Annotated in this window: 17 protein-coding genes, 2 tRNA genes and 1 pseudogene; 14 read left to right on the top strand and 6 right to left on the bottom strand. The window is 63.3% G+C overall.

Annotation, left to right across the window (positions count from 1 at the left end; genetic code table 11):
* Positions 1-78: 78 nt before the first annotated feature.
* On the top strand, positions 79-690 hold the full coding sequence (locus ACFY9W_RS10750; RefSeq protein WP_013974442.1) for a trimeric intracellular cation channel family protein: 612 nt from the start codon (positions 79-81) through the stop codon (positions 688-690).
* A gap of 123 nt (positions 691-813) precedes the next feature.
* Here the strand turns inward: ACFY9W_RS10750 and queG are convergent, their stop codons facing one another.
* Positions 814-1,878 (bottom strand): tRNA epoxyqueuosine(34) reductase QueG, encoded by a 1,065-nt coding sequence (gene queG / locus ACFY9W_RS10745; RefSeq protein WP_391129497.1) that lies wholly within the window; start codon positions 1,876-1,878, stop codon positions 814-816.
* A gap of 65 nt (positions 1,879-1,943) precedes the next feature.
* On the opposite strand from queG, the gene ACFY9W_RS10740 reads away from it, so the two are divergent.
* From ACFY9W_RS10740 to ACFY9W_RS10680, 13 genes and pseudogenes are all read left to right on the top strand, one after another.
* Positions 1,944-2,804, top strand: a complete 861-nt coding sequence (locus tag ACFY9W_RS10740; RefSeq protein ID WP_391129494.1) for an NAD(P)H-hydrate dehydratase — start codon at positions 1,944-1,946, stop codon at positions 2,802-2,804.
* A gap of 2 nt (positions 2,805-2,806) precedes the next feature.
* Positions 2,807-3,265, top strand: a complete 459-nt coding sequence (tsaE, locus tag ACFY9W_RS10735; protein WP_263298218.1) for a tRNA (adenosine(37)-N6)-threonylcarbamoyltransferase complex ATPase subunit type 1 TsaE — start codon at positions 2,807-2,809, stop codon at positions 3,263-3,265.
* A gap of 11 nt (positions 3,266-3,276) precedes the next feature.
* Positions 3,277-4,707 carry an N-acetylmuramoyl-L-alanine amidase gene (locus ACFY9W_RS10730; protein ID WP_391129491.1) on the top strand — a complete coding sequence of 477 codons (1,431 nt, stop codon included), beginning with the start codon at positions 3,277-3,279 and terminating at the stop codon, positions 4,705-4,707.
* The gene (gene mutL / locus ACFY9W_RS10725; protein ID WP_391129488.1) at positions 4,704-6,602 is read left to right on the top strand and encodes a DNA mismatch repair endonuclease MutL; all 1,899 of its coding nucleotides are present in this window, start codon (positions 4,704-4,706) and stop codon (positions 6,600-6,602) included. The genes ACFY9W_RS10730 and mutL overlap by 4 nt, the downstream gene beginning before the upstream one ends.
* Before the next feature lies 1 nt (position 6,603).
* Positions 6,604-7,575 (top strand): tRNA (adenosine(37)-N6)-dimethylallyltransferase MiaA, encoded by a 972-nt coding sequence (gene miaA / locus ACFY9W_RS10720; RefSeq protein WP_391129485.1) that lies wholly within the window; start codon positions 6,604-6,606, stop codon positions 7,573-7,575.
* Between the two features lie 94 nt (positions 7,576-7,669).
* Positions 7,670-7,930: an RNA chaperone Hfq gene (gene hfq / locus ACFY9W_RS10715; RefSeq protein ID WP_391129482.1), complete on the top strand. Its 261-nt coding sequence runs from the start codon at positions 7,670-7,672 to the stop codon at positions 7,928-7,930.
* 12 nt (positions 7,931-7,942) lie between these two features.
* Positions 7,943-9,244 (top strand): ribosome rescue GTPase HflX, encoded by a 1,302-nt coding sequence (gene hflX, locus ACFY9W_RS10710; protein ID WP_391129479.1) that lies wholly within the window; start codon positions 7,943-7,945, stop codon positions 9,242-9,244.
* A gap of 96 nt (positions 9,245-9,340) precedes the next feature.
* Complete coding sequence (gene hflK / locus ACFY9W_RS10705; protein ID WP_391129476.1) at positions 9,341-10,522, top strand: FtsH protease activity modulator HflK; 1,182 nt, start codon at positions 9,341-9,343, stop codon at positions 10,520-10,522.
* Positions 10,522-11,391, top strand: a complete 870-nt coding sequence (gene hflC, locus ACFY9W_RS10700; RefSeq protein ID WP_391129473.1) for a protease modulator HflC — start codon at positions 10,522-10,524, stop codon at positions 11,389-11,391. The genes hflK and hflC overlap by 1 nt, the downstream gene beginning before the upstream one ends.
* Before the next feature lie 301 nt (positions 11,392-11,692).
* Positions 11,693-12,880, top strand: a complete 1,188-nt coding sequence (locus ACFY9W_RS10695) for an ATP phosphoribosyltransferase regulatory subunit (RefSeq protein WP_391129470.1) — start codon at positions 11,693-11,695, stop codon at positions 12,878-12,880.
* Positions 12,881-12,936: 56 nt separating this feature from the next.
* On the top strand, positions 12,937-14,229 hold the full coding sequence (locus ACFY9W_RS10690) for an adenylosuccinate synthase (RefSeq protein WP_138219144.1): 1,293 nt from the start codon (positions 12,937-12,939) through the stop codon (positions 14,227-14,229).
* A gap of 117 nt (positions 14,230-14,346) precedes the next feature.
* A pseudogene (locus ACFY9W_RS10685) lies at positions 14,347-15,555 on the top strand (methyl-accepting chemotaxis protein); the annotation flags it as partial.
* A gap of 21 nt (positions 15,556-15,576) precedes the next feature.
* Positions 15,577-16,461, top strand: coding sequence for a methyl-accepting chemotaxis protein (locus tag ACFY9W_RS10680; protein ID WP_391129619.1), 885 nt, complete (start codon positions 15,577-15,579; stop codon positions 16,459-16,461).
* A gap of 111 nt (positions 16,462-16,572) precedes the next feature.
* Here the strand turns inward: ACFY9W_RS10680 and ACFY9W_RS10675 are convergent, their stop codons facing one another.
* The 5 genes from ACFY9W_RS10675 to ACFY9W_RS10655 all read right to left on the bottom strand — a co-directional run bounded on the left by ACFY9W_RS10675 (position 16,573) and on the right by ACFY9W_RS10655 (position 20,792).
* Positions 16,573-18,138, bottom strand: coding sequence for an ABC transporter permease subunit (locus ACFY9W_RS10675; RefSeq protein ID WP_391129466.1), 1,566 nt, complete (start codon positions 18,136-18,138; stop codon positions 16,573-16,575).
* Positions 18,138-19,151: an extracellular solute-binding protein gene (locus ACFY9W_RS10670; protein WP_391129463.1), complete on the bottom strand. Its 1,014-nt coding sequence runs from the start codon at positions 19,149-19,151 to the stop codon at positions 18,138-18,140. Before ACFY9W_RS10670 ends, ACFY9W_RS10675 begins: the two co-directional genes overlap by 1 nt.
* Before the next feature lie 226 nt (positions 19,152-19,377).
* Positions 19,378-20,403, bottom strand: a complete 1,026-nt coding sequence (locus ACFY9W_RS10665; RefSeq protein ID WP_391129460.1) for a methyltransferase — start codon at positions 20,401-20,403, stop codon at positions 19,378-19,380.
* Between the two features lie 127 nt (positions 20,404-20,530).
* Positions 20,531-20,617: transfer RNA gene (locus tag ACFY9W_RS10660), tRNA-Leu, on the bottom strand.
* An 88-nt stretch (positions 20,618-20,705) separates the two neighbouring features.
* Positions 20,706-20,792: transfer RNA gene (locus ACFY9W_RS10655), tRNA-Leu, on the bottom strand.
* Between the last annotated feature and the right edge of the window lie 113 nt (positions 20,793-20,905).

Genomic DNA, 20,905 nt, shown 5'->3' with positions numbered 1-20,905 from the left:
AGATATTGTATCTGCGCCCCCTTTTGGTGCCTTGGGCAACTGGTTAGACTGCGCGCCTTTCTCGCACGGACCCGCACCATGTTGTTGATGCTCTACCTTATCGCCATTACCGCCGAAGCCATGACTGGCGCGTTGTCTGCCGGGCGCCGTGGCATGGACTGGTTTGGCGTGGTGCTGATTGCCTGCGTCACCGCCCTGGGTGGCGGCTCGGTGCGCGACGTGCTGCTGGGGCATTACCCGCTGACCTGGGTGAAGCACCCGGAGTACCTGGTTTTGACCAGTTGTGCGGCGCTGCTGACCATTTTCATTGCGCCGATGATGCGCCGCCTGCGCTCGCTGTTCCTGGTGCTTGATGCCTTGGGGTTGGTGGCCTTTACCCTGATTGGCTGCATGACCGCTCTGGAGATGGGGCAGGGCATGCTGGTGGCGTCGATCAGCGGGGTAATCACCGGGGTGTTCGGCGGGATCCTGCGGGATATCTTCTGTAACGACATTCCCCTGGTGTTCCGCCGCGAGCTGTATGCCAGCGTGTCGTTTGCGGCGGCGTGGTTCTACCTGGGGTGCGTGTACTTCAAGGTGCCGGCGGAGCAGGCCATGCTGCTGACCTTGTTTGGCGGGTTCCTGGTGCGCTTGCTGGCGATCCGCTTCCACTGGGAAATGCCCAAGTTCCACTACAACGACCAGCAGTAAGGCAGTCTCAGATCCGGCGCGGTCCCTGTGGGAGCGGGCATGCCCGCGAACACCGGCGCAGCCGGTGCCATCTACCGAGTTGCCTGCTTCGCGGGCGCGCCCGCTCCCACAGGGATTGCGTGGCTACGAGATATTGTGCCGGGCCAGCGCCCACTCCACGTGCTCGCGCACCAGCTCCGACTCATCCTCGCGCCGCGCCTTCAGCGCCTCGATCACCGGAATCGTCGACGGCGCATTGCCCAAGCCCACCGCCAGGTTGCGCAAGAACCGCTCATACCCTGCCCGCCGCAACGGCCCGCCCTCGGTCTTGCGCAGGAAGGTACGCTCATCCCACAGGAACATTTCCGCCAACTCGGCATTCTCCAGCCCATGCCGTGGCTGGAAATCCTGCTCCTGGCTGTGCTTGGCAAAGCGGTTCCATGGGCAGACGATCTGGCAGTCGTCGCAACCGAACACCCGGTTGCCCATCATTGCGCGTAACTCGACTGGGATCGCGCCCTTCAACTCGATGGTCAGGTACGAGATGCAGCGCCGGGCATCCAGCACATAAGGCCCGACAAACGCCTGTGTCGGGCAGACGTCCAGGCAGGCCTGGCAGCGGCCGCAATGTTCGCTGGTAGTGGCTTCGTCCACCGGGATTGGCAGGTCGACAAACAGCTCGGCAAGGAAGAAGTAACTGCCCGCCTTGCGGTTGAGCAGCAAGGTGTTCTTGCCGATCCAGCCCAACCCGGCCTGCTCGGCCAAGGCCTTTTCCAGCACCGGGGCGCTGTCGACAAATGCGCGGTAACCAAACGGACCGATGGCTTCCTGAATGCGGTCGGCCAGGAACTGCACGCGCTTGCGCACCAGCTTGTGGTAGTCACGGCCCAGCGCATAGCGCGAAATGTAGGCTTTTTCCGGCTGTGCCAGGCGTTGTGCCATTTGCGTGTCGCCGGGCAGGTAGTCCATGCGCAGCGACACCACGCGCACGGTGCCGGGGATCAGCTGATCGGGGTGCGAGCGCTTGCTGCCATGCGTGCCCAGGTACTCCATTTCGCCTTGGTAGCCAGCATCGAGCCAGCGTTGCAGGTGGTGTTCATGTTCGCCAAGGTCGACCCCGGCGATGCCAACGTGGGCAAAACCGAGTTCTTGGCCCCAAATCTTGATCGATTGGGCCAGTTGGGCGAGGTCAGGCGTGCAGACGGACATGGATGGGCAAGGCAATACGGGCTCAGGTGCGTATAATTCTGCCAGACATTGGAGCCTTTGACCCCATGCCGCAGACCAAACACCCCGGCAATGCCCCGCAACTGCTCAGCAGCGTGACCGTCGCGCACCTGCCGGCCCGGCATGCGCATGCCCATAAAGGCGACTTTGGCCATGTGCTGGTAGTGGGTGGCGACCTTGGCACTGGCGGTGCTGTGCTGCTTGGCGCCGAAGCCGCGCTGCGTTGCGGTGCCGGGCTGGTCAGCGTGGCAACCCGGCCCGAGCACGTCACGGCCAGCCTGGCGCGCTTGCCCGAGGTGATGTGCCTGGGCGCCAGTTCGGCCAACCAGCTGATGGCTGTGCTGGAGCGTGCCACGGTGCTGGTAGTTGGCCCGGGGCTGGGGCAGGCGGCGTGGGGCCGCAGCCTGCTGTCGGCAGTGGCCAATGCCGAGCGCCCCCAGGTGTGGGACGCCGATGCCCTGAATTTGTTGGCGCGTACCCCATTGGCCCTGCCCAGTGGCAGCATCCTCACCCCGCACCCGGGCGAGGCGGCGCGGCTGCTGGGCATTTCCACCGAGGCTGTGCAAGCCGATCGCCCTGGCGCCGCGCGCAAGCTGGCGCGCCGGTATAACAGCGTTTGCGTGTTGAAAGGGGCTGGCACCCTGGTGGCCGACCCGGCCGGGCAGTTGGTGGTGTGCGGGCGGGGCCACCCGGCGATGGCCGGTGCCGGCTTTGGCGATGTGCTGACTGGCGTGTTGGCCGCGTTGTTGGCTCAGGGGCTGGATGCCTGGCAGGCCGCCGGGCTGGGGGTGTGGTTGCACGCCTGTGCGGGCGAGCGGCTGGGTGTGAAAGGTAGAGGCCTGGCGGCCAGTGATCTGGTGCCGGTCATTCGTGAGTTGTTGGAGGAGCATTCTGCGTGTCTGGCTTAAATCTGTTTCTGGCCGATGAAGCGGCTACGGTCGACTTCGGTGCAAAAATGGCCGAGGTGACCGGCGGTCGCGGCGTGATCTTTCTTGAAGGTGACCTGGGCGCTGGCAAGACTACGCTTTCCCGTGGGCTGATCCGCGGCCTGGGCCATACGGGTGCAGTGAAAAGCCCGACCTTCACCGTGGTCGAACCCTACGAAATCGGTGAGGTCCGAGCATTCCACTTCGACCTGTATCGACTGGTCGATCCGGAAGAGCTGGAGTTCATGGGGATTCGTGACTATTTCGAGGGCGACCCGCTGTGCCTGTTCGAGTGGCCACAAAAGGGTGCGGGCGTTTTGCCAAAGCCGGACCTGACCATTACCATAAGCCCCCAAGCGGGCGGACGCTCGCTGATCCTTTCGCCGCAGGGGGCTCGCGGCGAGGCCTGGTGCGTGGCACTGGCCAAACACTATAAACAGTAAGTGGGGTAGGTATGCGCATACGCGCACTGGTCGCCATCGTTGGGCTGCTGCTGACAACGGTGACCGTTGACGCTCTGGCCGTCACTCAAGTCAAGAGCGTGCGCCTGTGGCGCGCGCCAGACAACACGCGGCTGGTCTTCGACCTTTCTGGCCCCGTGCAGCATAGCGTCTTCACCCTGAGCGCGCCGGATCGCCTGGTTATCGACATCAATGGCGCGACCCTGGCCGCGCCGTTGAACGTGGCCACCTCGAACACGCCGATCAGCAGCGTGCGTTCGGCCCAGCGTACCCCGACTGACTTGCGCGTGGTGGTCGACCTGAAAAAGTCGGTCACCCCGAAAAGCTTCACCCTGGCGCCGAATGCCCAGTACGGCAACCGCCTGGTGGTCGACCTGTACGACCAGGAAGCCGACGCCATTGCGGCCAGCGCGCCGCCACCGGCCCCGACGCCGGTGCAGACGCCTGCGACCACGCCAGCGGTGCCGGTAAGCCCGGCCCAGCCCGCCATCAAGCTGCCGCCGGTACCTAGCGGCAAGCGTGACATCGTGGTTGCCATCGATGCTGGCCACGGCGGCGAAGACCCGGGCGCTTCCGGCTCGCGCGGCCAGCACGAAAAAGACATCGTGCTGCAGATCGCCAAGGAGTTGCAGCGCCAGATCAACAGCGAAAAAGGCTTCCGGGCCGAGCTGACCCGTACTGGCGACTACTTCATTCCGCTGCGCAAACGCACGGAAATCGCCCGCAAGAAGGGTGCTGACCTGTTCATCTCGATCCATGCCGACGCCGCGCCGTCGCGGGCTGCGTTTGGTGCCTCGGTGTTCGCCCTGTCCGACCGTGGTGCCACCTCCGAGACCGCACGCTGGCTGGCCGACACCGAAAACCGTTCCGACTTGATCGGTGGTGCGGGTAACGTCAGCCTCGATGACAAGGACCGCATGCTCGCCGGCGTGTTGCTTGACCTGTCGATGACCGCCACGCTCAGCTCCAGCCTCAATGTGGGGCAGAAGGTGCTCGGCAACATGGGCCGTGTCACCTCGCTGCACAAGCAGCGTGTGGAACAGGCGGGCTTCATGGTGCTGAAGTCGCCGGATATTCCGTCGATCCTCGTTGAAACCGGGTTCATCTCGAACAACAACGAAGCCGCCAAGCTGGCCACCGCCAGCCATCAGCAGGCCTTGGCCCGTTCGATCCACACCGGCGTACGCCAGTACTTCCAGCAGAACCCGCCGCCTGGCACTTACATCGCCTGGCTGCGCGACACCGGCAAGATTGCCGCTGGCCCGCGTGAGCACACGGTGCGCCCGGGCGAAACCCTGGCAATGCTTGCTGTGCGCTACCAGGTCAATGTCGCCAGCCTGCGCAGCACCAACAGCCTCAAGACCGATGAGCTGAAGGTCGGCCAGCGCCTTGATATCCCTGCAACCACATTGGCCTCGCAATGAGTGGCGGTTCGCGCATCCAGCTGCTCAGCCCGCGGCTGGCCAACCAGATCGCCGCCGGCGAGGTCGTCGAGCGGCCGGCCTCTGTCGCCAAGGAGCTGCTGGAAAACAGCCTGGACTCCGGCGCCCGACGCATCGATGTGGAGGTGGAGCAGGGCGGCGTAAAGCTGCTGAAGGTCCGGGACGATGGCAGCGGTATTTCCGCCGACGACCTGCCGCTGGCCCTGGCCCGTCATGCCACCAGCAAGATTCGCGAGCTGGAAGACCTTGAAGGGGTGTTGAGCCTGGGGTTCCGCGGTGAGGCCCTGGCCTCGATCAGCTCGGTGGCGCGCCTTACCCTGACTTCGCGTACTGCCAGTGCCACAGAGGCCTGGCAGGTGGAAACCGAAGGCCGTGACATGCTCCCGCGGGTGCAGCCGGCGGCGCACCCGGTAGGTACTTCGGTGGAAGTGCGCGACCTGTTCTTCAATACCCCGGCGCGGCGCAAGTTCCTCAAGGCCGAGAAAACCGAATTCGATCACCTGCAGGAAGTCATCCGCCGGCTGGCGCTGGCGCGCTTCGATGTCGGCTTCCACTTGCGCCACAACGGCAAGAGCATCCTCAGCCTGCACGAGGCTCACGACGAAACAGCGCGTGCCCGGCGGGTAGGCGCCATATGCGGCCCGGGCTTCATGGAGCAGGCGCTGCCGATCGACGTCGAGCGCAACGGCCTGCGCCTGTGGGGCTGGGTCGGCCTGCCAACGTTCTCGCGCAGCCAGGCAGACTTGCAGTACTTCTTCGTCAATGGCCGTGCGGTGCGCGACAAGCTGGTCGCCCATGCCGTACGCCAGGCCTACCGTGACGTGCTGTTCAATGGCCGGCACCCCACCTTCGTGCTGTTCCTGGAGCTGGAGCCCAACGGCGTCGACGTCAACGTGCACCCGACCAAGCACGAAGTGCGTTTCCGTGAAGGGCGCTCTGTGCACGACTTCCTGTACGGCACCCTGCACCGTGCGCTGGCCGATGTACGCCCGGAAGACCAGCTGGCCGCGCCTGCCGCCGTGCCAGAGGCCATCCGCCCCACTGGCCAGCAAGCCGGTGAATTCGGCCCGCAGGGCGAAATGCGCCTGGCTTCGCCGGTGCTTGAGCAGCCTCGCGCCCCGCAGCAGTCGTTCTCCAATGGCGGCAGTGGTGCGGGCTATCAGTATCAATACGCGCCACGCCCGTCACAGCCCGTGCCGGCTGCCGAAGCGCAGGCGGTGTATCGCGAGTTCTACAAGCCATTGGAAAACGGAGCGGTGCCGGCGACAGCCCTGCCCGAAAGCCAGGGTGACATCCCGCCGCTGGGCTACGCGCTGGCGCAGCTCAAGGGCATCTACATCCTGGCCGAAAATGCCGTTGGCCTGGTGGTGGTGGACATGCATGCCGCGCACGAGCGCATCATGTACGAGCGGCTCAAGGTGGCCATGGCAAGTGAAGGCCTTAGCGGCCAACCGCTGCTGGTGCCTGAGACCCTGGCCTTGAGCCAGCGTGAAGCGGACTGCGCCGAAGAGCACGCGCAGTGGTTCCAGCGCCTGGGCTTCGAGCTGCAACGCCTGGGCCCCGAGACCCTGGCGATACGCCAGATCCCGGCCTTGCTCAAGCAGGCCGAAGCCAACCGCCTGGTGCAGGATGTGCTGGCCGACCTGATGGAATACGGCACCAGTGACCGTATCCAGGCGCACCTGAACGAACTGCTCGGTACCATGGCTTGCCACGGTGCCGTGCGCGCCAACCGGCGCCTGGCCATTCCCGAAATGAATGCCCTGCTGCGCGACATGGAAAACACCGAGCGCAGTGGCCAGTGCAACCATGGCCGTCCCACCTGGACCCAGATGGGCCTGGACGATCTGGACAAACTCTTCCTGCGCGGTCGATGAAATGAGCGGCAAGCCCCCTGCAATATTCCTGATGGGCCCGACGGCGGCCGGCAAGACCGACCTGGCTATCGAGCTGACTAAAGTGCTGCCCTGCGAGCTGATCAGTGTCGACTCGGCGCTGGTCTACCGCGGCATGGATATCGGTTCGGCCAAGCCGTCGAAAGAAATCCTCGCTGCCCACCCGCATCGGTTGATCGACATTCTTGATCCGGCCGAGAGCTATTCGGCCGCGCAGTTCCGTGCCGATGCGCTGCAAGCCATGGCCGAAATCACCGCGCGCGGGAAGATCCCGCTGCTGGTGGGCGGCACCATGCTCTATTACAAGGCGTTGATCGATGGCCTGGCTGACATGCCGGCTGCGGACGCTGCGGTGCGAGCCGAGCTGGAAGCCCAGGCCGAAGCGCTGGGGCTGGGCGAACTGCATCGGCAGTTGGCCGAGGTAGATCCGGTATCGGCAGCACGCATTCACCCCAACGACCCGCAGCGCTTGATCCGCGCGTTGGAGGTTTACCGGGTGAGCGGTGAGACCATGACAGCCCATCGCCAGCGTCAATTCGCGGAAAGTCGCGGCGCAGACGCAGGCGCTGACGGGCATTTGCCCTATACTGTCGCCAGTTTGGCGATTGCTCCTACAGATCGTCACATTTTGCATCAGCGAATTGCGTTACGATTTTCGCAGATGCTGGAACAGGGCTTCGTCGACGAGGTCCGATCGCTGCGAGCCAGAAGTGACTTGCACGCCGGGCTACCGTCTATACGGGCAGTGGGGTATCGGCAAGTCTGGGATTACCTGGACGGCAAGCTGACTGAGAATGAGATGCGTGAACGCGGTATCATTGCAACCAGGCAGCTGGCCAAGCGGCAGTTCACCTGGTTGCGTGGCTGGCCTGACGTACACTGGCTTGACAGCCTGGCCTGCGACAATCTGTCCCGCACCTTGAAATACCTTGGGGCCATCTCCATATTGAGCTGAGTCCCTGCTGATTGCCGTCTATTCTTGCGAAGGGGCGGCCTAATTTATCGATTTTATTGATTTTCTATTATTTATCCTTACAGGAGTGCGGCATATGTCAAAAGGGCATTCGCTACAAGACCCTTACTTGAACACCTTGAGAAAAGAAAAGGTTGCGGTATCCATCTACCTGGTCAACGGCATCAAACTGCAGGGCCAGATCGAATCCTTCGACCAGTTCGTGGTACTGCTGAAGAACACCGTCAGCCAGATGGTCTACAAGCACGCAATTTCGACCGTAGTTCCGGCCCGTCCGGTCCGCCTGCCAAGCCTGACCGACGGCGAGCATGGTGACAGCGAGCCAGGCAACGCCTGATAGGAGCCTGCATTGTTCTTTGAGCGCCACGGTGGTGGTGAACGGGCGTTGCTCGTTCACTTGGAAGGTCATAACCCTGAGGCGCGCGAAGACCCGCAGGAGTTTCAGGAATTGGCATTGTCGGCCGGTGCCGACATCGTTTCGCTGGTCACGGTGACAAGGCATCAGCCTTCCGCCAAATACCTGATTGGCAGTGGCAAGGTCGAAGAGCTGCACGACCTGGTCCATGCCGAACAGGTAGACCTGGTGATTTTCAATCACACCCTCACGCCCAGTCAGGAGCGCAACCTCGAACGTGTATTCGAGTGCCGTGTGCTTGACCGTACCGGGCTGATCCTCGATATCTTCGCCCAGCGGGCGCGTACCCATGAAGGCAAGTTGCAGGTCGAACTGGCCCAGCTTGATCACATGAGCACGCGGCTGGTGCGCGGCTGGACTCACCTTGAGCGACAAAAAGGTGGTATCGGCCTGCGTGGCCCGGGTGAAACCCAGCTGGAAACCGACCGCCGCCTGCTGCGGGTGCGTATCCGCCAGATCAAGTCACGCCTGGAGAAAGTGCGCAGCCAGCGCGAGCAGGCGCGTCGCGGGCGGCAGCGCGCAGATATCCCCTCGGTGTCGCTGGTGGGCTATACCAACGCCGGCAAGTCCACGCTGTTCAACGCCCTGACCGAATCCGAGGTATACGCCGCGGACCAGCTGTTCGCCACCCTCGACCCGACCCTGCGCCGGCTCGAGCTCAACGACCTGGGCCCGATCGTGCTGGCCGACACCGTGGGTTTTATCCGCCACCTGCCGCACAAGCTGGTCGAGGCATTTCGGGCTACGCTCGAAGAGTCGAGCAACTCTGACCTGCTGGTGCATGTGATCGACGCCCATGAGCCCGAGCGCATGGAGCAGATCGAGCAGGTTCTGGCCGTATTGGGCGAGATTGGCGCCGAAGGCTTGCCGATCCTCGAGGTGTATAACAAACTCGACCTGCTTGAAGATGTCGAGCCGCAGATCCAGCGTAATGCCGATGGCAAGCCGGAACGGGTCTGGGTATCGGCACGCGATGGGCGTGGCCTGGAGCTGGTAGGCCAGGCGATTGCCGAGTTGCTGGGGGACGATCTGTTTGTCGGTACCCTGTGCCTGGAGCAGCGATTTGCCCGCTTGCGCGCGCAATTCTTTGCCTTGGGTGCGGTGCGAAGTGAAGAGCATGATGAAGAAGGGCGCAGCCTGCTGAGCGTGCGACTGCCCATGGTCGAACTGAATCGCCTGGTCAGTCGTGAAGGCATGGAGCCGCAAGTGTTTGTCGAGCAACACACTTTGCAATAAATGCCCGTCGAGGTCGCCGGGCAGCAGTGACAGGCATTCTGTAGCATTGGACGGCGCGCCGTGGGCGCGTCTTTGCTTTATCAGATGGAGAGCGCTATGGCTTGGAACGAGCCGGGTGGCAACTCGAACAATCAGGATCCCTGGGGCGGCCGCCGTGGTGGCGGTGGCGGTGGTGGTGACAAGAAAGGTCCGCCGGATCTGGACGAGGCCTTCCGCAAACTGCAGGACAGCCTCAATGGCATGTTCGGCGGCAGCAAGAAACGTGGCGGCGGTGACCGCAATGTCGGCAAGGGCGGTGGCCTGGGGCTGCTGGGCATAGGCCTGGCGGTGCTGGCTGCCATCTGGCTGTACAGCGCCGTGTACGTGGTCGACGAGCAGGAGCAGGCCGTGGTGCTGCGCTTCGGCAAGTACTATGAAACGGTCGGTCCCGGCCTGAACATCTACTTCCCGCCGATCGATCGCAAGTACATGGAAAACGTCACGCGTGAGCGTGCCTACACCAAACAGGGCCAGATGCTGACCGAAGACGAGAACATCGTCGAGGTGCCGCTGACCGTCCAGTACAAGATCAGCAACCTGCAGGACTTCGTGCTTAACGTCGACCAGCCTGAGGTGAGCCTGCAGCACGCGACCGACAGTGCCCTGCGCCACGTGGTGGGTTCCACCTCGATGGACCAGGTACTTACCGAAGGCCGTGAGCAGATGGCCGTGGATATCCGCGAACGCCTGCAGCGCTTCCTCGACACGTACCGCACCGGTATCACCGTTACCCAGGTCAACGTACAGAGCGCGGCAGCCCCGCGTGAAGTGCAGGAAGCCTTCGATGACGTGATCCGTGCCCGTGAAGATGAGCAGCGTGCCCGTAACCAGGCCGAGTCCTACGCCAATGGCGTGGTACCCGAAGCCCGTGGTCAGGCCCAGCGCATCATCGAGGACGCCAACGGTTACCGCGACGAAGTCATCGCCCGGGCCAAGGGTGAGGCCGACCGCTTCACCAAGCTGGTCGCCGAGTACCGCAAGGCACCTGACGTAACCCGTCAGCGCCTGTACCTGGAGACCATGCAAGAGGTCTACAGCAACACCAGCAAAGTCATGGTGGCCACCAAGGATGGGCAGAACAACCTGCTCTACCTGCCGCTGGACAAGATGGTTGAAGGCAGCCGCAACCCGTCTGCACCGACCAGCAGCGTGTCGCCATCGGTCAACGATGCAGCCGCCCGTGCGGCGCAGGACCTGCAACAGCAACAGCAGCCGCTGCGCACTAGGGAGAGCCGCTGATGAGCAACAGATCGCTGATCGCCCTGATCGCCGCCGTGGTTCTGGCCATCGTGGCCTGGAACAGCTTCTACATCGTGTCCCAGACCGAGCGTGCAGTGATGCTGCGTTTCGGTAAGGTGGTTCAGGCAGATGTCCAGCCTGGCCTGCACGTGAAGATCCCGTACGTGAACCAGGTGCGCAAGTTCGACGCCCGCCTCATGACCCTCGACGCCCCGACCCAGCGGTTCCTGACCCTGGAGAAGAAGGCGGTGATGGTCGACGCCTACGCCAAGTGGCGCGTCAAGGATGCCGAGCGTTTCTACACCGCCACTTCCGGCATGAAGCAGATCGCCGACGAGCGTCTGTCGCGTCGTCTGGAAAGCGGCCTGCGTGACCAGTTCGGTAAACGTACCCTGCACGAGGTGGTATCCGGTGAACGTGACGCGCTGATGGCTGACATCACCGCATCGCTGAACCGCATGGCCAACAAGGAACTGGGTATCGAGGTGGTCGACGTGCGCGTCAAGGCCATCGACCTGCCGAAGGAAGTCAACCGCAGCGTGTTCGACCGCATGAGCACCGAGCGTGAGCGTGAAGCCCGCGAGCACCGTGCCAAAGGTAACGAGCTGGCTGAGGGTATCCGCGCAGATGCCGACCGTCAGCGCCGTGTACTGCTGGCCGAGGCATACCGCGAAGCAGAAGAAACCCGCGGTGACGGCGACGCACAGTCGGCCGCCATCTATGCCAAGGCCTACACCCAGGACGCCGACTTCTACGCGTTCTACCGTAGCCTGCAGGCGTACCGCGAGAGCTTCTCGAGCAAGAGCGACGTGCTGGTCCTGGACCCGAAGAACGAGTTCTTCCGCTACTTGGACAAGAGCAGGCCGTGATGCTCAGGCCCTGACTTTCGTGCAGCGGCGCCCCGCCTGGCAGCTAAAACACCAGGCGGGGTGCATCCTGAATGAAAAGGGGTGTATGATGAGGCAGCCGGGAAATTTCCCGGCTTTTTTGCGTCTGCAAGGTTGATTGGCAAAGCGCCAGTTGACGGTTTGGTCAGCTCGCAAGGCAATTTGAGGGTATCGGGTACGGTGGCTGCGCTGGGATCAGTGCTGCCCGCTGCTGTGCGCGATACCGGCTTTACTGACGGCTCGCCTGCTGGCAAGCCGCCCGGACCAGAGGGGAAATGGCGTAATGGCAACGGTAGACCGCTGGCTGCTGCCAGATGGCATCGAGGAAGTACTGCCACCTGAGGCTGCGCGCATCGAAATCGCGCGCCGCCAGGTGTTGGACCTGTTCCAGAGTTGGGGCTACGAGCTGGTCGTCACCCCGCATATCGAGTACCTGGAGTCGCTGCTCACCGGCGCCGGCCAGGACCTGGATCAGCGCACCTTCAAGGTGGTGGACCCGCAGTCCGGCCGCCTGATGGGCTTCCGCGCCGACTTCACACCGCAGGTGGCGCGTATCGACGCCCACACCCTGCGCCGTGAAGGCCCAAGCCGCCTGTGCTATGCCGGTAGCGTGCTGCACGCCCAGCCGCGTGCGCTGTCTACCTCGCGCAGCCCGATCCAGTTGGGTGCCGAGCTGTACGGTGATGCCAGCCCGACCAGCGACGTGGAAGTCATCAGCCTGATGCTGGCCACGCTGCAACTGGCCGATGTGCCGGATGTGCACATGGACCTGGGCCACGTTGGTATCTACCGCGGCCTGGCCCGCGCTGCCGGCCTGTCGGGTGCGGTTGAACAGCAGCTGTTCGACGCCATGCAGCGCAAGGCCGTAGATGAAGTGCAGGCGCTGACGGCGGACCTGCCGAAAGACCTGGGCAGCATGCTGCGCGCCTTGGTCGAGCTGTGCGGTGGCCGTGAAGTGCTGGCCGAAGCCCGTGTGCGCCTGGGCCGTGCCCCGGCCGGCGTGCTGGCGGCGCTGGACGACCTGCTGTCGATCGCCGATCGCCTGGCGTCGCGCTACCCGGACCTGCCGCTGTATTTCGACCTCGGCGAGCTGCGCGGTTACCACTATCACACCGGCGTTGTGTTCGCGGTGTTCGTGCCGGGCGAAGGTCAATCGATCGCCCAGGGCGGGCGCTACGATGACATCGGCGCCGATTTTGGCCGGGCGCGCCCGGCCACCGGTTTCTCCACGGATTTGAAGACCCTGGTCACACTGGGGCGAGCGGAGGTCGTATTGCCAACGGGCGGCATCTGGATGCCGGACAGTGGCGACGCGGCCCTCTGGCAGCAAGTCTGCCAGTTGCGCAACGAGGGCCAGCGTGTGGTCCAGGCCCTGCCTGGCCAGCCGTTGAGTGCTGCTCTCGAGGCGGATTGTGATCGGCAATTGATTCAGCAAGACGGGCGCTGGCAGGTTCTGCCGCTGGCCCAGTGAGTTTCTGCGTCGGCAGTAGGCCGGCAACCAAGTTTGCGTGAATGAGGACCAATGTAATGGGTAAGAATGTCGTCGTCCTGGGCACCCAATGGGGTGATGAGGGCAAAGGCAAGATCGTCGATCTGCTGACCGAACATGCTGCCGCCGTAGTGCGCTACCAGGGTGGCCACAACGCGGGCCACACCCTGGTGATCAACGGTGAAAAGACCGTTCTGCACCTGATTCCGTCCGGCATCCTGCGTGAAGGCGTACAGTGCCTGATCGGCAACGGCGTGGTCGTTGCCCCGGACGCCCTGATGCGCGAAATCACCAAGCTGGAAGAGAAGGGCGTACCGGTGCGCGAGCGCCTGCGCATTTCCCCGGCTGCGCCGCTGATCCTGTCGTACCACGTGGCCTTGGACCAGGCCCGTGAAAAAGCCCGTGGCGAAGCCAAGATCGGCACCACCGGCCGTGGTATCGGCCCAGCCTACGAAGACAAGGTCGCACGTCGCGGCCTGCGTGTGGGCGACCTGTTCCACCGCGAGCGTTTCGCTGCCAAGCTGGGTGAGCTGCTGGACTACCACAACTTCCAGCTGGTGAACTACTACAAAGAGCCGGCCATCGACTTCCAGCAAACCCTGGACGAGTGCATGGCCTACGCAGAACAGCTCAAGCCGATGATGCTCGACGTCACCGCCGAGCTGCACAACCTGCGCCGCGCCGGCAAGGACATCATGTTCGAAGGTGCCCAGGGCTCGCTGCTGGACATCGACCACGGTACCTACCCGTACGTCACCAGCTCCAACACCACTGCTGGCGGTATCTCCACCGGTTCCGGCGTTGGCCCGATGTACCTGGACTACATCCTGGGTATCACCAAGGCCTACACCACTCGCGTAGGTTCCGGTCCGTTCCCGACCGAACTGTTCGACGAGACTGGCGCCACCCTGGCCAAGCGTGGCCACGAGTTCGGCTCCACCACCGGCCGTGCCCGTCGTTGCGGCTGGTTCGATGCCGTCATCCTGCGTCGCGCTATCGACGTGAACAGCATCTCGGGCATCTGCCTGACCAAGCTGGACGTGCTGGACGGCCTTGAAACCATCAACATCTGCGTTGGCTACAAGAACGAGAACGGTGCCGTCATCGACGCGCCTTCCGATGCCGACAGCTACATCGGCCTGGAGCCGGTGTACGAAGAGATGCCAGGCTGGAGCGAATCGACCTTGGGTGCGAAAACCCTGGAAGAGCTGCCGCAAGCTGCGCGTGACTACATCAAGCGCATCGAAGTGCTGGTTGGCGCGCCGATCGACATCATTTCGACCGGCCCGGACCGCAACGAGACCATCGTGCTGCGTCACCCGTTCGCCTGATCTGCCCTCCAGGCTGATCTGACGCCGTGGCCCTGAAAAGGGCCGCGGCGTTTTTGTTTGTGGGTTACACCTGTGCCGGCCTCTTCGCGGGCTTGCCCGCTCCCACAGGTATTGCGCATGCCTTGGAATTTGTGCGGTTCCTGTGGGAGCGGGCGAGCCCGCGAAGAGGCCGGCACAGGAAAAACCCATTGCTCAACCTTGGCACATATCCCTGCTGCCCCCGGCACAACCCTTGCTGTAAGAAGTTTCTGTAGATGCCATCAAAATAGTGGCGCCAGAAAACACGAGGGTTACACCGTGTCTGCCATCCTCTCACTGTTACGAAGCCGCCTTTTGCGGCCTGTGTTTGTTGCCCTTGGTATCGCTCTTTTGGTGCAAGTGCTGGTTGCCGTTGCGCTTACCCGAAGCACGGTTACTGCGCTGGAAGCCGACCTGGGCGAACGCCTGGGCAATGACAGCCGCCAACTGGCCAGCGAACTGGAGCAAGCCGGGCAAGATGTGCGTTCGGGCCTGGATGGCCTGTCCAGCAGTACCCGGCAGCGCTTGAGTGCAGGGTTGTCCGAACGCCTGCAAAACGAGCAGCAGCAGCTGCGCAGCACCCTGGAAAAAAACCTCAAGGACTCTGCCAACGACATGGCCGAGTTACTGGCCTCGGTGGCGCCGCGTGCCATCTGGGACAACGATGTGCCAGTACTCTCTGACTTTGCCCGGCGTGCCCAGCGCAACCCCAACGTGCTGTTCGTGGTTTACGACGACGCCCAGGGCCAACACCTCACCCGCTACCTGAACCGGCAAAATCCGATCAACCAGGCCTTGATGGACAAGGGCCAGGGCGAGCGTGCACTGGACAAAGTGATCGACGCGGCCCGACGAGACCCGGCGGTGTATTTCGTCGAGGCTTCGATCAACCCCAATGGCGCAGAAATTGGCAAGGTGGTGATGGGGGTTTCAACGGCGGGCATCGAGCAGGAACTGAAAGCACTGGATCAGCGCTTTGCGGCCCTGATCGCCAGCGGCGAGCAACTGGTAGGCGACAGCCTGGTCGGTGCAGCGGCGGACAGCGGCAAGACCCTGCGTGAGCGCCTGGAGAAAGCACAGGGCAGTGCCGCTGCCATGCAAGCCAACACCGCGCAAACCGTTCGCGAGGCTGCCGGTGAGCTGCGCTGGCGCATTGGCCTGGGCCTGGTGGTGGTTGGCCTTGGTGTGTTGCTGGTGGTGGCCGTAGTGCTTGGCCGCCGGGTGCTGAGCAAGCTGCGCCTGTTGATTGCGGCCCTTGACGACCTGGCGGCGGGTGAGGGCGACCTGACCAGGCGCGTGCCGCTCGACAGCCGCGACGAGATCGGCGACATGGCTTCGGCTGTGAACCGCTTTGTCGACAAGCTGCAACCGATCGTGCGCGAGGCGGGTGAGGTGGCGCAGCGTACCGGCGTGGAGATTGGCGCGATGGCCCAGCGTAATGCTGGCGCCGATGCCGCAGCCGCACTGCAGCGTGATGAAGTGGCTGCCAGCCTGCGCGACCTTTCGAGCATGGCCGACGAAGCCCAGGCCGAAAGCCATGCAATGCAGGCAGCGTTGAAACAGGTGGTGGATATTCGCCAGGCCACCGATGAAAACAGCCGCACCTCGACCCAGCTCGCAGGCTTGATCGAGAACCTGGCTGGCCAGGTGGAGGCGGGGTCCCAGGTAATCGAGCGCCTGGCCAAGCAGAGTGAACAGATTGAAGTGGTACTGACGGTGATTCACGGGATCGCCGAGCAGACCAACCTGCTGGCGTTGAATGCGGCTATCGAAGCCGCACGGGCTGGCGAAACCGGGCGTGGGTTTGCCGTGGTGGCCGATGAGGTGCGGGCGCTGGCGAGCAAGACGCAAAGCTCCACGGGGGATATCCAGGCGCATATCGCTGCGCTGCAAAAGGGAGCCAAGGAGGCCGTGGCGACTATCAGCCAGGCTGGGCTGAAGGCCAGCGAAGGGCTGCTGGTGCTGCGTGACAACGAGCGCCGCCAGCAGTCGGTACAGGCAGCGGTAGAGCAGGTGCACGCGGCCATCGGCCTGGCGACCCGTGCGGCCGAGCAGCAGGCGAATGGTGCTCAAGCGGTGCGGGGGCGGGTGGAGACCATTCATGCCCAGGCCGAGCGCTCGGCTGAGGTGGTGATGCAGACCACGGCCAGTAGCAAGGTGCTGGATGAACTGGCGGCGCAGTTGCGGGCAAGCCTGGGGCAGTTCAGGGCATGAGGCGATGTTGGTGCGGATGGCCTCTTCGCGGGCGCGCCCGCTCCCACAGGTGCTGCGCAGGCCCCGAGAGCGGCGCGATATCTGTGGGAGCGGGCAAGCCCGCGAAGAAGGTTACGCCTTGTTCAGATACATCCGCGTAGTCAGCAGATAAACCGGCAACCCCGACACCACGATCAGCAGCGCCGCATAAGGCGCCGCTGCCGCGAACTCGACGTTGGCCGTGTGCGCCCACACCTCGGTAGCCAAGGTGGTCATGCCGGTAGGGCTGAGCAGCAGTGTGGCCGTCAGTTCCTTCATGGCATCCAGGAACACCAGTGCAAAAGCCGCCGCCATCGCCGGGAAGATGATCGGCAGCGTCACTCGGCAGAACGCAGCAAAGCTGCTTGCACCCAGCGTACGCGCAGCTTCCTCCAGGGTTGGCGAGGCCTTGTTCAACGCGGTGCGTACCGGCGACTGCGCCAGCGGCAGGAACAGCAGTGCATACGCTAGCAGCAGCAAGGCCGTGGTCTGGTACAGCGCCGGCACGTAGTGCAGGGCGAAAAACACCAGCGTCAGGGCAATCACCAGGCCGGGCAGGGCGTGCAGCAGGTAAGGCAGGCGCTCGGCCCAGATTGCCAGGCGGCCTTTGTAGCGCACCACCAGGAAACTGATCGGCAGGGCCAGCAGCACGCAGAACCCGGCGCCGCCCAGCGACACCGACAGTGAGGTGAACAGCGCCTTGGAGATGGCTGTTACCGGGAACGCCGCCGACGAACCCACGCTCAACCAGTAGCCGAGCATGGCCAGCGGAATGCCACTGCCCAGCACGGCCAGGCCCACGCAGAACAGCTGCGCCGGCACCGCCCAGCCACGCAAGCGTACCGGCTGCGCGCGGCGTGCCACACCTTGCCCGATGCGCACATGACGGGCCTTGCCGCGGACCCGCAGCTCCAGCCACAGCATCACCAGGCACATCGCCAACAGCACGGCAGACAGCATGGCCGCGTTGGCATTGCTGAACTCCAGTTCAAACTGCTGGTAGATCGCCGTGGTGAAGGTTTGCAGGCCGAGGATCGACAGCGCACCAAACTCCACAAGCATGTGCAGGGCGATCAGTAGCGCGCCGCCGAGCATCGATGGCCACAGCAGCGGCAGGGTCACCTTGATGAATACACCCCAGCGGCTGCAACCCAGGGTGCGCGCCGACTCCTCAAGCGAGGTGTCGAGGTTGCGCAGGGTGGCGGCCACTGGCAGGAACACCAGTGGGTACTTGGACAGGGCCATGACCAGGATGGCCCCGCCCAACCCTTCGAAGTCCGAGCTAAGCGACACCCAGGTAAAGCTGCTGACGAACGACGGCACGGCGAAGGGCAGGCACAGCACCACGCCCCACAGCCGGCGGCCGGCCAGGTTGCTGCGCTCCAGCAGCCAGGCCAGGGCCAGGCCAACCACCATGCATGTCACTGTCACCCCGACCATCAGCATCAGGGTGTTGCGCATCAGCCCCCAGACAAAGGGGCGCCACAACAGGTGCAAGGCTTCGCGCCAGCCGGCTTCCCAGGCTTTGATGGCGACATACAGCAGTGGCAGCAAGCTCATCGCCACCAGGAACAGCACAGGCAGCACCACCCAGATGGAGGGGCGCTTGCGGCGCGGTACGAAGCGTACCGGCACCGGCTCGGACAGGGCGGCGGTCATCAGAGCAGGCCGACCTCGCGTTCAAGCTCGATGGCTTCCTCGGCATTGCCCAGGTCGGCCGGCGAGATCTTCGGCGGGCGCAGGTCTTCGAACGGCTTCAGGCCGCGGTCGGAAACCATGCCCTTGTGCAGCGGATACTCGGCGGTGGTCTGTGTGATCACCCGCTGGCCTTCTTCGCTGGCCATCCAGTTGAGCAGCGCCTGGGCTTCTTTCGGGTGCTTGCTGGCCTTGACCACGGCCGCGCCGGAGATGGTCACCAGGTTGCCGGCATCGCCGTCGGCCAGGTAGTAGAGTTTGGTGTCCAGCTTGCCGCGTTCGCGTTCAAGCGCGTACCAGTAGTAGTTGTTGACCAGTACCGCAGCCACTTCGCCCTTTTCCACGGCTTTGAGGGCGACCATGTTGTTGGTATAGGTCTTGCCGAAGGCTTTCAGGCCGGTCAGCCATTCTTCGGTGGCTTCACGCCCGTGCATTTTCAGGATGGCCACGGCCTGTTCCTGGAATGCACCGCTGGTGGGAACGTAGCCAACGCGGCCTTCCCACTCAGGGTTGGCGAAATCCATCACCGTGGTCGGCAGGTCCTTTTCGTCGATCTTCTTCGGGTTGTACACCACGATGCGCGTACGGGCGGTGATGCCCATCCAGGTACCGTTGGCGCCTACGTACTCCTTGGGCATCATGTTCGCGGTGGCGTCGTCGATTTTCGCCAACAGGCCCAGTTCGCCCAGGTTGTTCAGGGGCGGGGACTCTTCGGTGTAGATGATGTCGGCGGGCGAACGGTCGCCTTCTTCGATGATCTGGCTGGCCAGCTGGTTGCTGCTGCCCTTGCGGATATCGATATGGATGCCGGTCTTGGCCTCGTAGGCCTTGGCGATGGCCTCGCCGATTTCCTTGTGCTGACCGTTGTACATGGTCAGGGTGACCGGTGCGTCTGCCATGGCGGCCGGTGCGCCGATGACCAGGCTCAGCACGGCGGCGGCCAAGGTGCGCATCAGCGGTTGCGGGCGGATCGTCATGCGGGTACTTCCTCGCTTACGGCTACATATTTGGAAACAATGGTAAACGAAATCGTTTCTCAAGTGGCCGCGTGACGAGAAATTCATGGGCAGACCATGGTTCAACCTTTGAGGGTTGTGCTGGATTCTTCGCGGGCATGCCCGCTCCCACAGGTATTGCGCTGCCCTCGAAACCAGCGGTATTCCCTGTGGGAGCGGGCGAGCCCGCGAAGAGGCCGGGGCAGGTTTACAGCTTACTGGCAATAACAGCGCTCACCGGTGCAACCGGGTACGTCAGGCCATCTTGCTGCTGCACTTCGCCAAACCCCACCTCGACCAACCGCTGCGCCAACTCCCCAGCCGGCAACACATGCCGCCCCTGCATGCGCATGTGCAGGTAATAAGGCAGCATCCGCGCCGCAGTCTGTCGGTCTTCGGGCACCTCGGCATGGCAGCATATCAGCACCCCGCCTGGGTTCAGCGCCGCATGCACCCTGCGCAGCACACCATCAAGATCATCGGCAAAGTGGAGCACCGACGAACACCAGATCAAATCGTAGCCACGGCCAAAATCATCCCGGTCCAGGTCACCGCTGATAATCCCGAGACGCTTTTCCAGCCCGGCGCGCTCGATATTGTCCTGGGCCACCGCTGCGGTTTCGGCAAAGTCGAACACTGCCCCGTGCAAGTCGGGTAGCTGCCGGGCTAGTGCAATGGCTACCAGGCCCGGCCCGCCGCCCAGGTCCAGCATGCGTTGCAGGGATGGCGCCTGTGGCAAGCGTTCGACCAGTGCGCATGCCACGGCCACGGTAACGGCCTGTTGCTCCTGGGCAATCTGCACCCGTGCCGCCTCCGCCCAGCGCCGGGCCATTTCCGGGCCCGGTGCTGTTGCCGATGGCAGGCCATTGCGCAGCGCCTGTTCCAGTGTTTGCCCAGCCTGGCGCAGAACTTGATGGCGAAAGAGCAGGGCATCGCCGCAATAGCTGCCGGCGCTCCGGCTCAGATAGCGTTGGGCGGTTTCGCCATTGCGGTAAAGGCTGCCCTGCACATCGCGCTCCAGCAGGCCCTGGGCCCAGAGCATTTCCAGCAGGTAGCCGGTATTGAAAGGTTCAAGGTCCAGCACATTCGCCAACTGAGCGGGTGCGGTGAATTGCTCAAGGTGCTCGAACAGGTCGATTGTCAGTGCCACGCGCAAGGCATCGGCAGCGAGGCCCGCCAGTTGCAGATCCCAGCACGCCTGGAGTGGGTGAGGGGTGGTCAGGTCCGTGCTCATCGTTCGCTCGCTCCATGAGAGAAAACCCAATCCTAGATAGGAATCATTCTGGATTGCAATGAGGGAGGGGGAATACAAAAAAACGCAGGCAAGAAAAAACCCACTAGCAAGCTAGTGGGTTTTTGTATGGTGCCCAGGAGAAGACTCGAACTTCCACGACCTTGCGGTCACTGATACCTGAAACCAGCGCGTCTACCAATTCCGCCACCTGGGCAAAGCTTTACATCATCTGTTGAAGGCGACTATCGTCAGCTTTCACACAGTAGTAACAGATCCTTGGTCATCTGTTACTTGAAAATATTTGGTGCCCAGGAGAAGACTCGAACTTCCACGACCTTGCGGTCACTGATACCTGAAACCAGCGCGTCTACCAATTCCGCCACCTGGGCACACATTCGAGATTATTTGATGCTTTACAGCGTCGCTAATCTCTACTACAACTTCGGGCTTGTCCGTCGTTGTGGTGCGCACTATACGGACGGTCCGGGGGGCTGTAAACCCC

The organism is Pseudomonas sp. NPDC008258 (genome assembly GCF_042956345.1).
Classification (GTDB): domain Bacteria; phylum Pseudomonadota; class Gammaproteobacteria; order Pseudomonadales; family Pseudomonadaceae; genus Aquipseudomonas.
The sequence above is the reverse complement of the archived record's forward strand: the minus strand, read 5'-3'. Positions and strand labels throughout refer to the sequence as shown.

Bases quoted from the DNA above. Each gene is read 5' to 3' on its own strand.
- ACFY9W_RS10665 (WP_391129460.1), bottom strand. From the start codon at position 20,403: ATGAGCACGGACCTGACCACCCCTCACCCACTCCAGGCGTGCTGGGAT.
- queG (WP_391129497.1), bottom strand. From the start codon at position 1,878: ATGTCCGTCTGCACGCCTGACCTCGCCCAACTGGCCCAATCGATCAAG.
- miaA (WP_391129485.1), top strand. From the start codon at position 6,604: ATGAGCGGCAAGCCCCCTGCAATATTCCTGATGGGCCCGACGGCGGCC.
- ACFY9W_RS10680 (WP_391129619.1), top strand. From the start codon at position 15,577: ATGGCTTCGGCTGTGAACCGCTTTGTCGACAAGCTGCAACCGATCGTG.
- hflK (WP_391129476.1), top strand. From the start codon at position 9,341: ATGGCTTGGAACGAGCCGGGTGGCAACTCGAACAATCAGGATCCCTGG.
- hflC (WP_391129473.1), top strand. From the start codon at position 10,522: ATGAGCAACAGATCGCTGATCGCCCTGATCGCCGCCGTGGTTCTGGCC.
- ACFY9W_RS10690 (WP_138219144.1), top strand. From the start codon at position 12,937: ATGGGTAAGAATGTCGTCGTCCTGGGCACCCAATGGGGTGATGAGGGC.
- ACFY9W_RS10695 (WP_391129470.1), top strand. From the start codon at position 11,693: ATGGCAACGGTAGACCGCTGGCTGCTGCCAGATGGCATCGAGGAAGTA.
- ACFY9W_RS10740 (WP_391129494.1), top strand. From the start codon at position 1,944: ATGCCGCAGACCAAACACCCCGGCAATGCCCCGCAACTGCTCAGCAGC.
- ACFY9W_RS10675 (WP_391129466.1), bottom strand. From the start codon at position 18,138: ATGACCGCCGCCCTGTCCGAGCCGGTGCCGGTACGCTTCGTACCGCGC.
- ACFY9W_RS10730 (WP_391129491.1), top strand. From the start codon at position 3,277: ATGCGCATACGCGCACTGGTCGCCATCGTTGGGCTGCTGCTGACAACG.
- hfq (WP_391129482.1), top strand. From the start codon at position 7,670: ATGTCAAAAGGGCATTCGCTACAAGACCCTTACTTGAACACCTTGAGA.
- ACFY9W_RS10670 (WP_391129463.1), bottom strand. From the start codon at position 19,151: ATGACGATCCGCCCGCAACCGCTGATGCGCACCTTGGCCGCCGCCGTG.
- ACFY9W_RS10750 (WP_013974442.1), top strand. From the start codon at position 79: ATGTTGTTGATGCTCTACCTTATCGCCATTACCGCCGAAGCCATGACT.
- mutL (WP_391129488.1), top strand. From the start codon at position 4,704: ATGAGTGGCGGTTCGCGCATCCAGCTGCTCAGCCCGCGGCTGGCCAAC.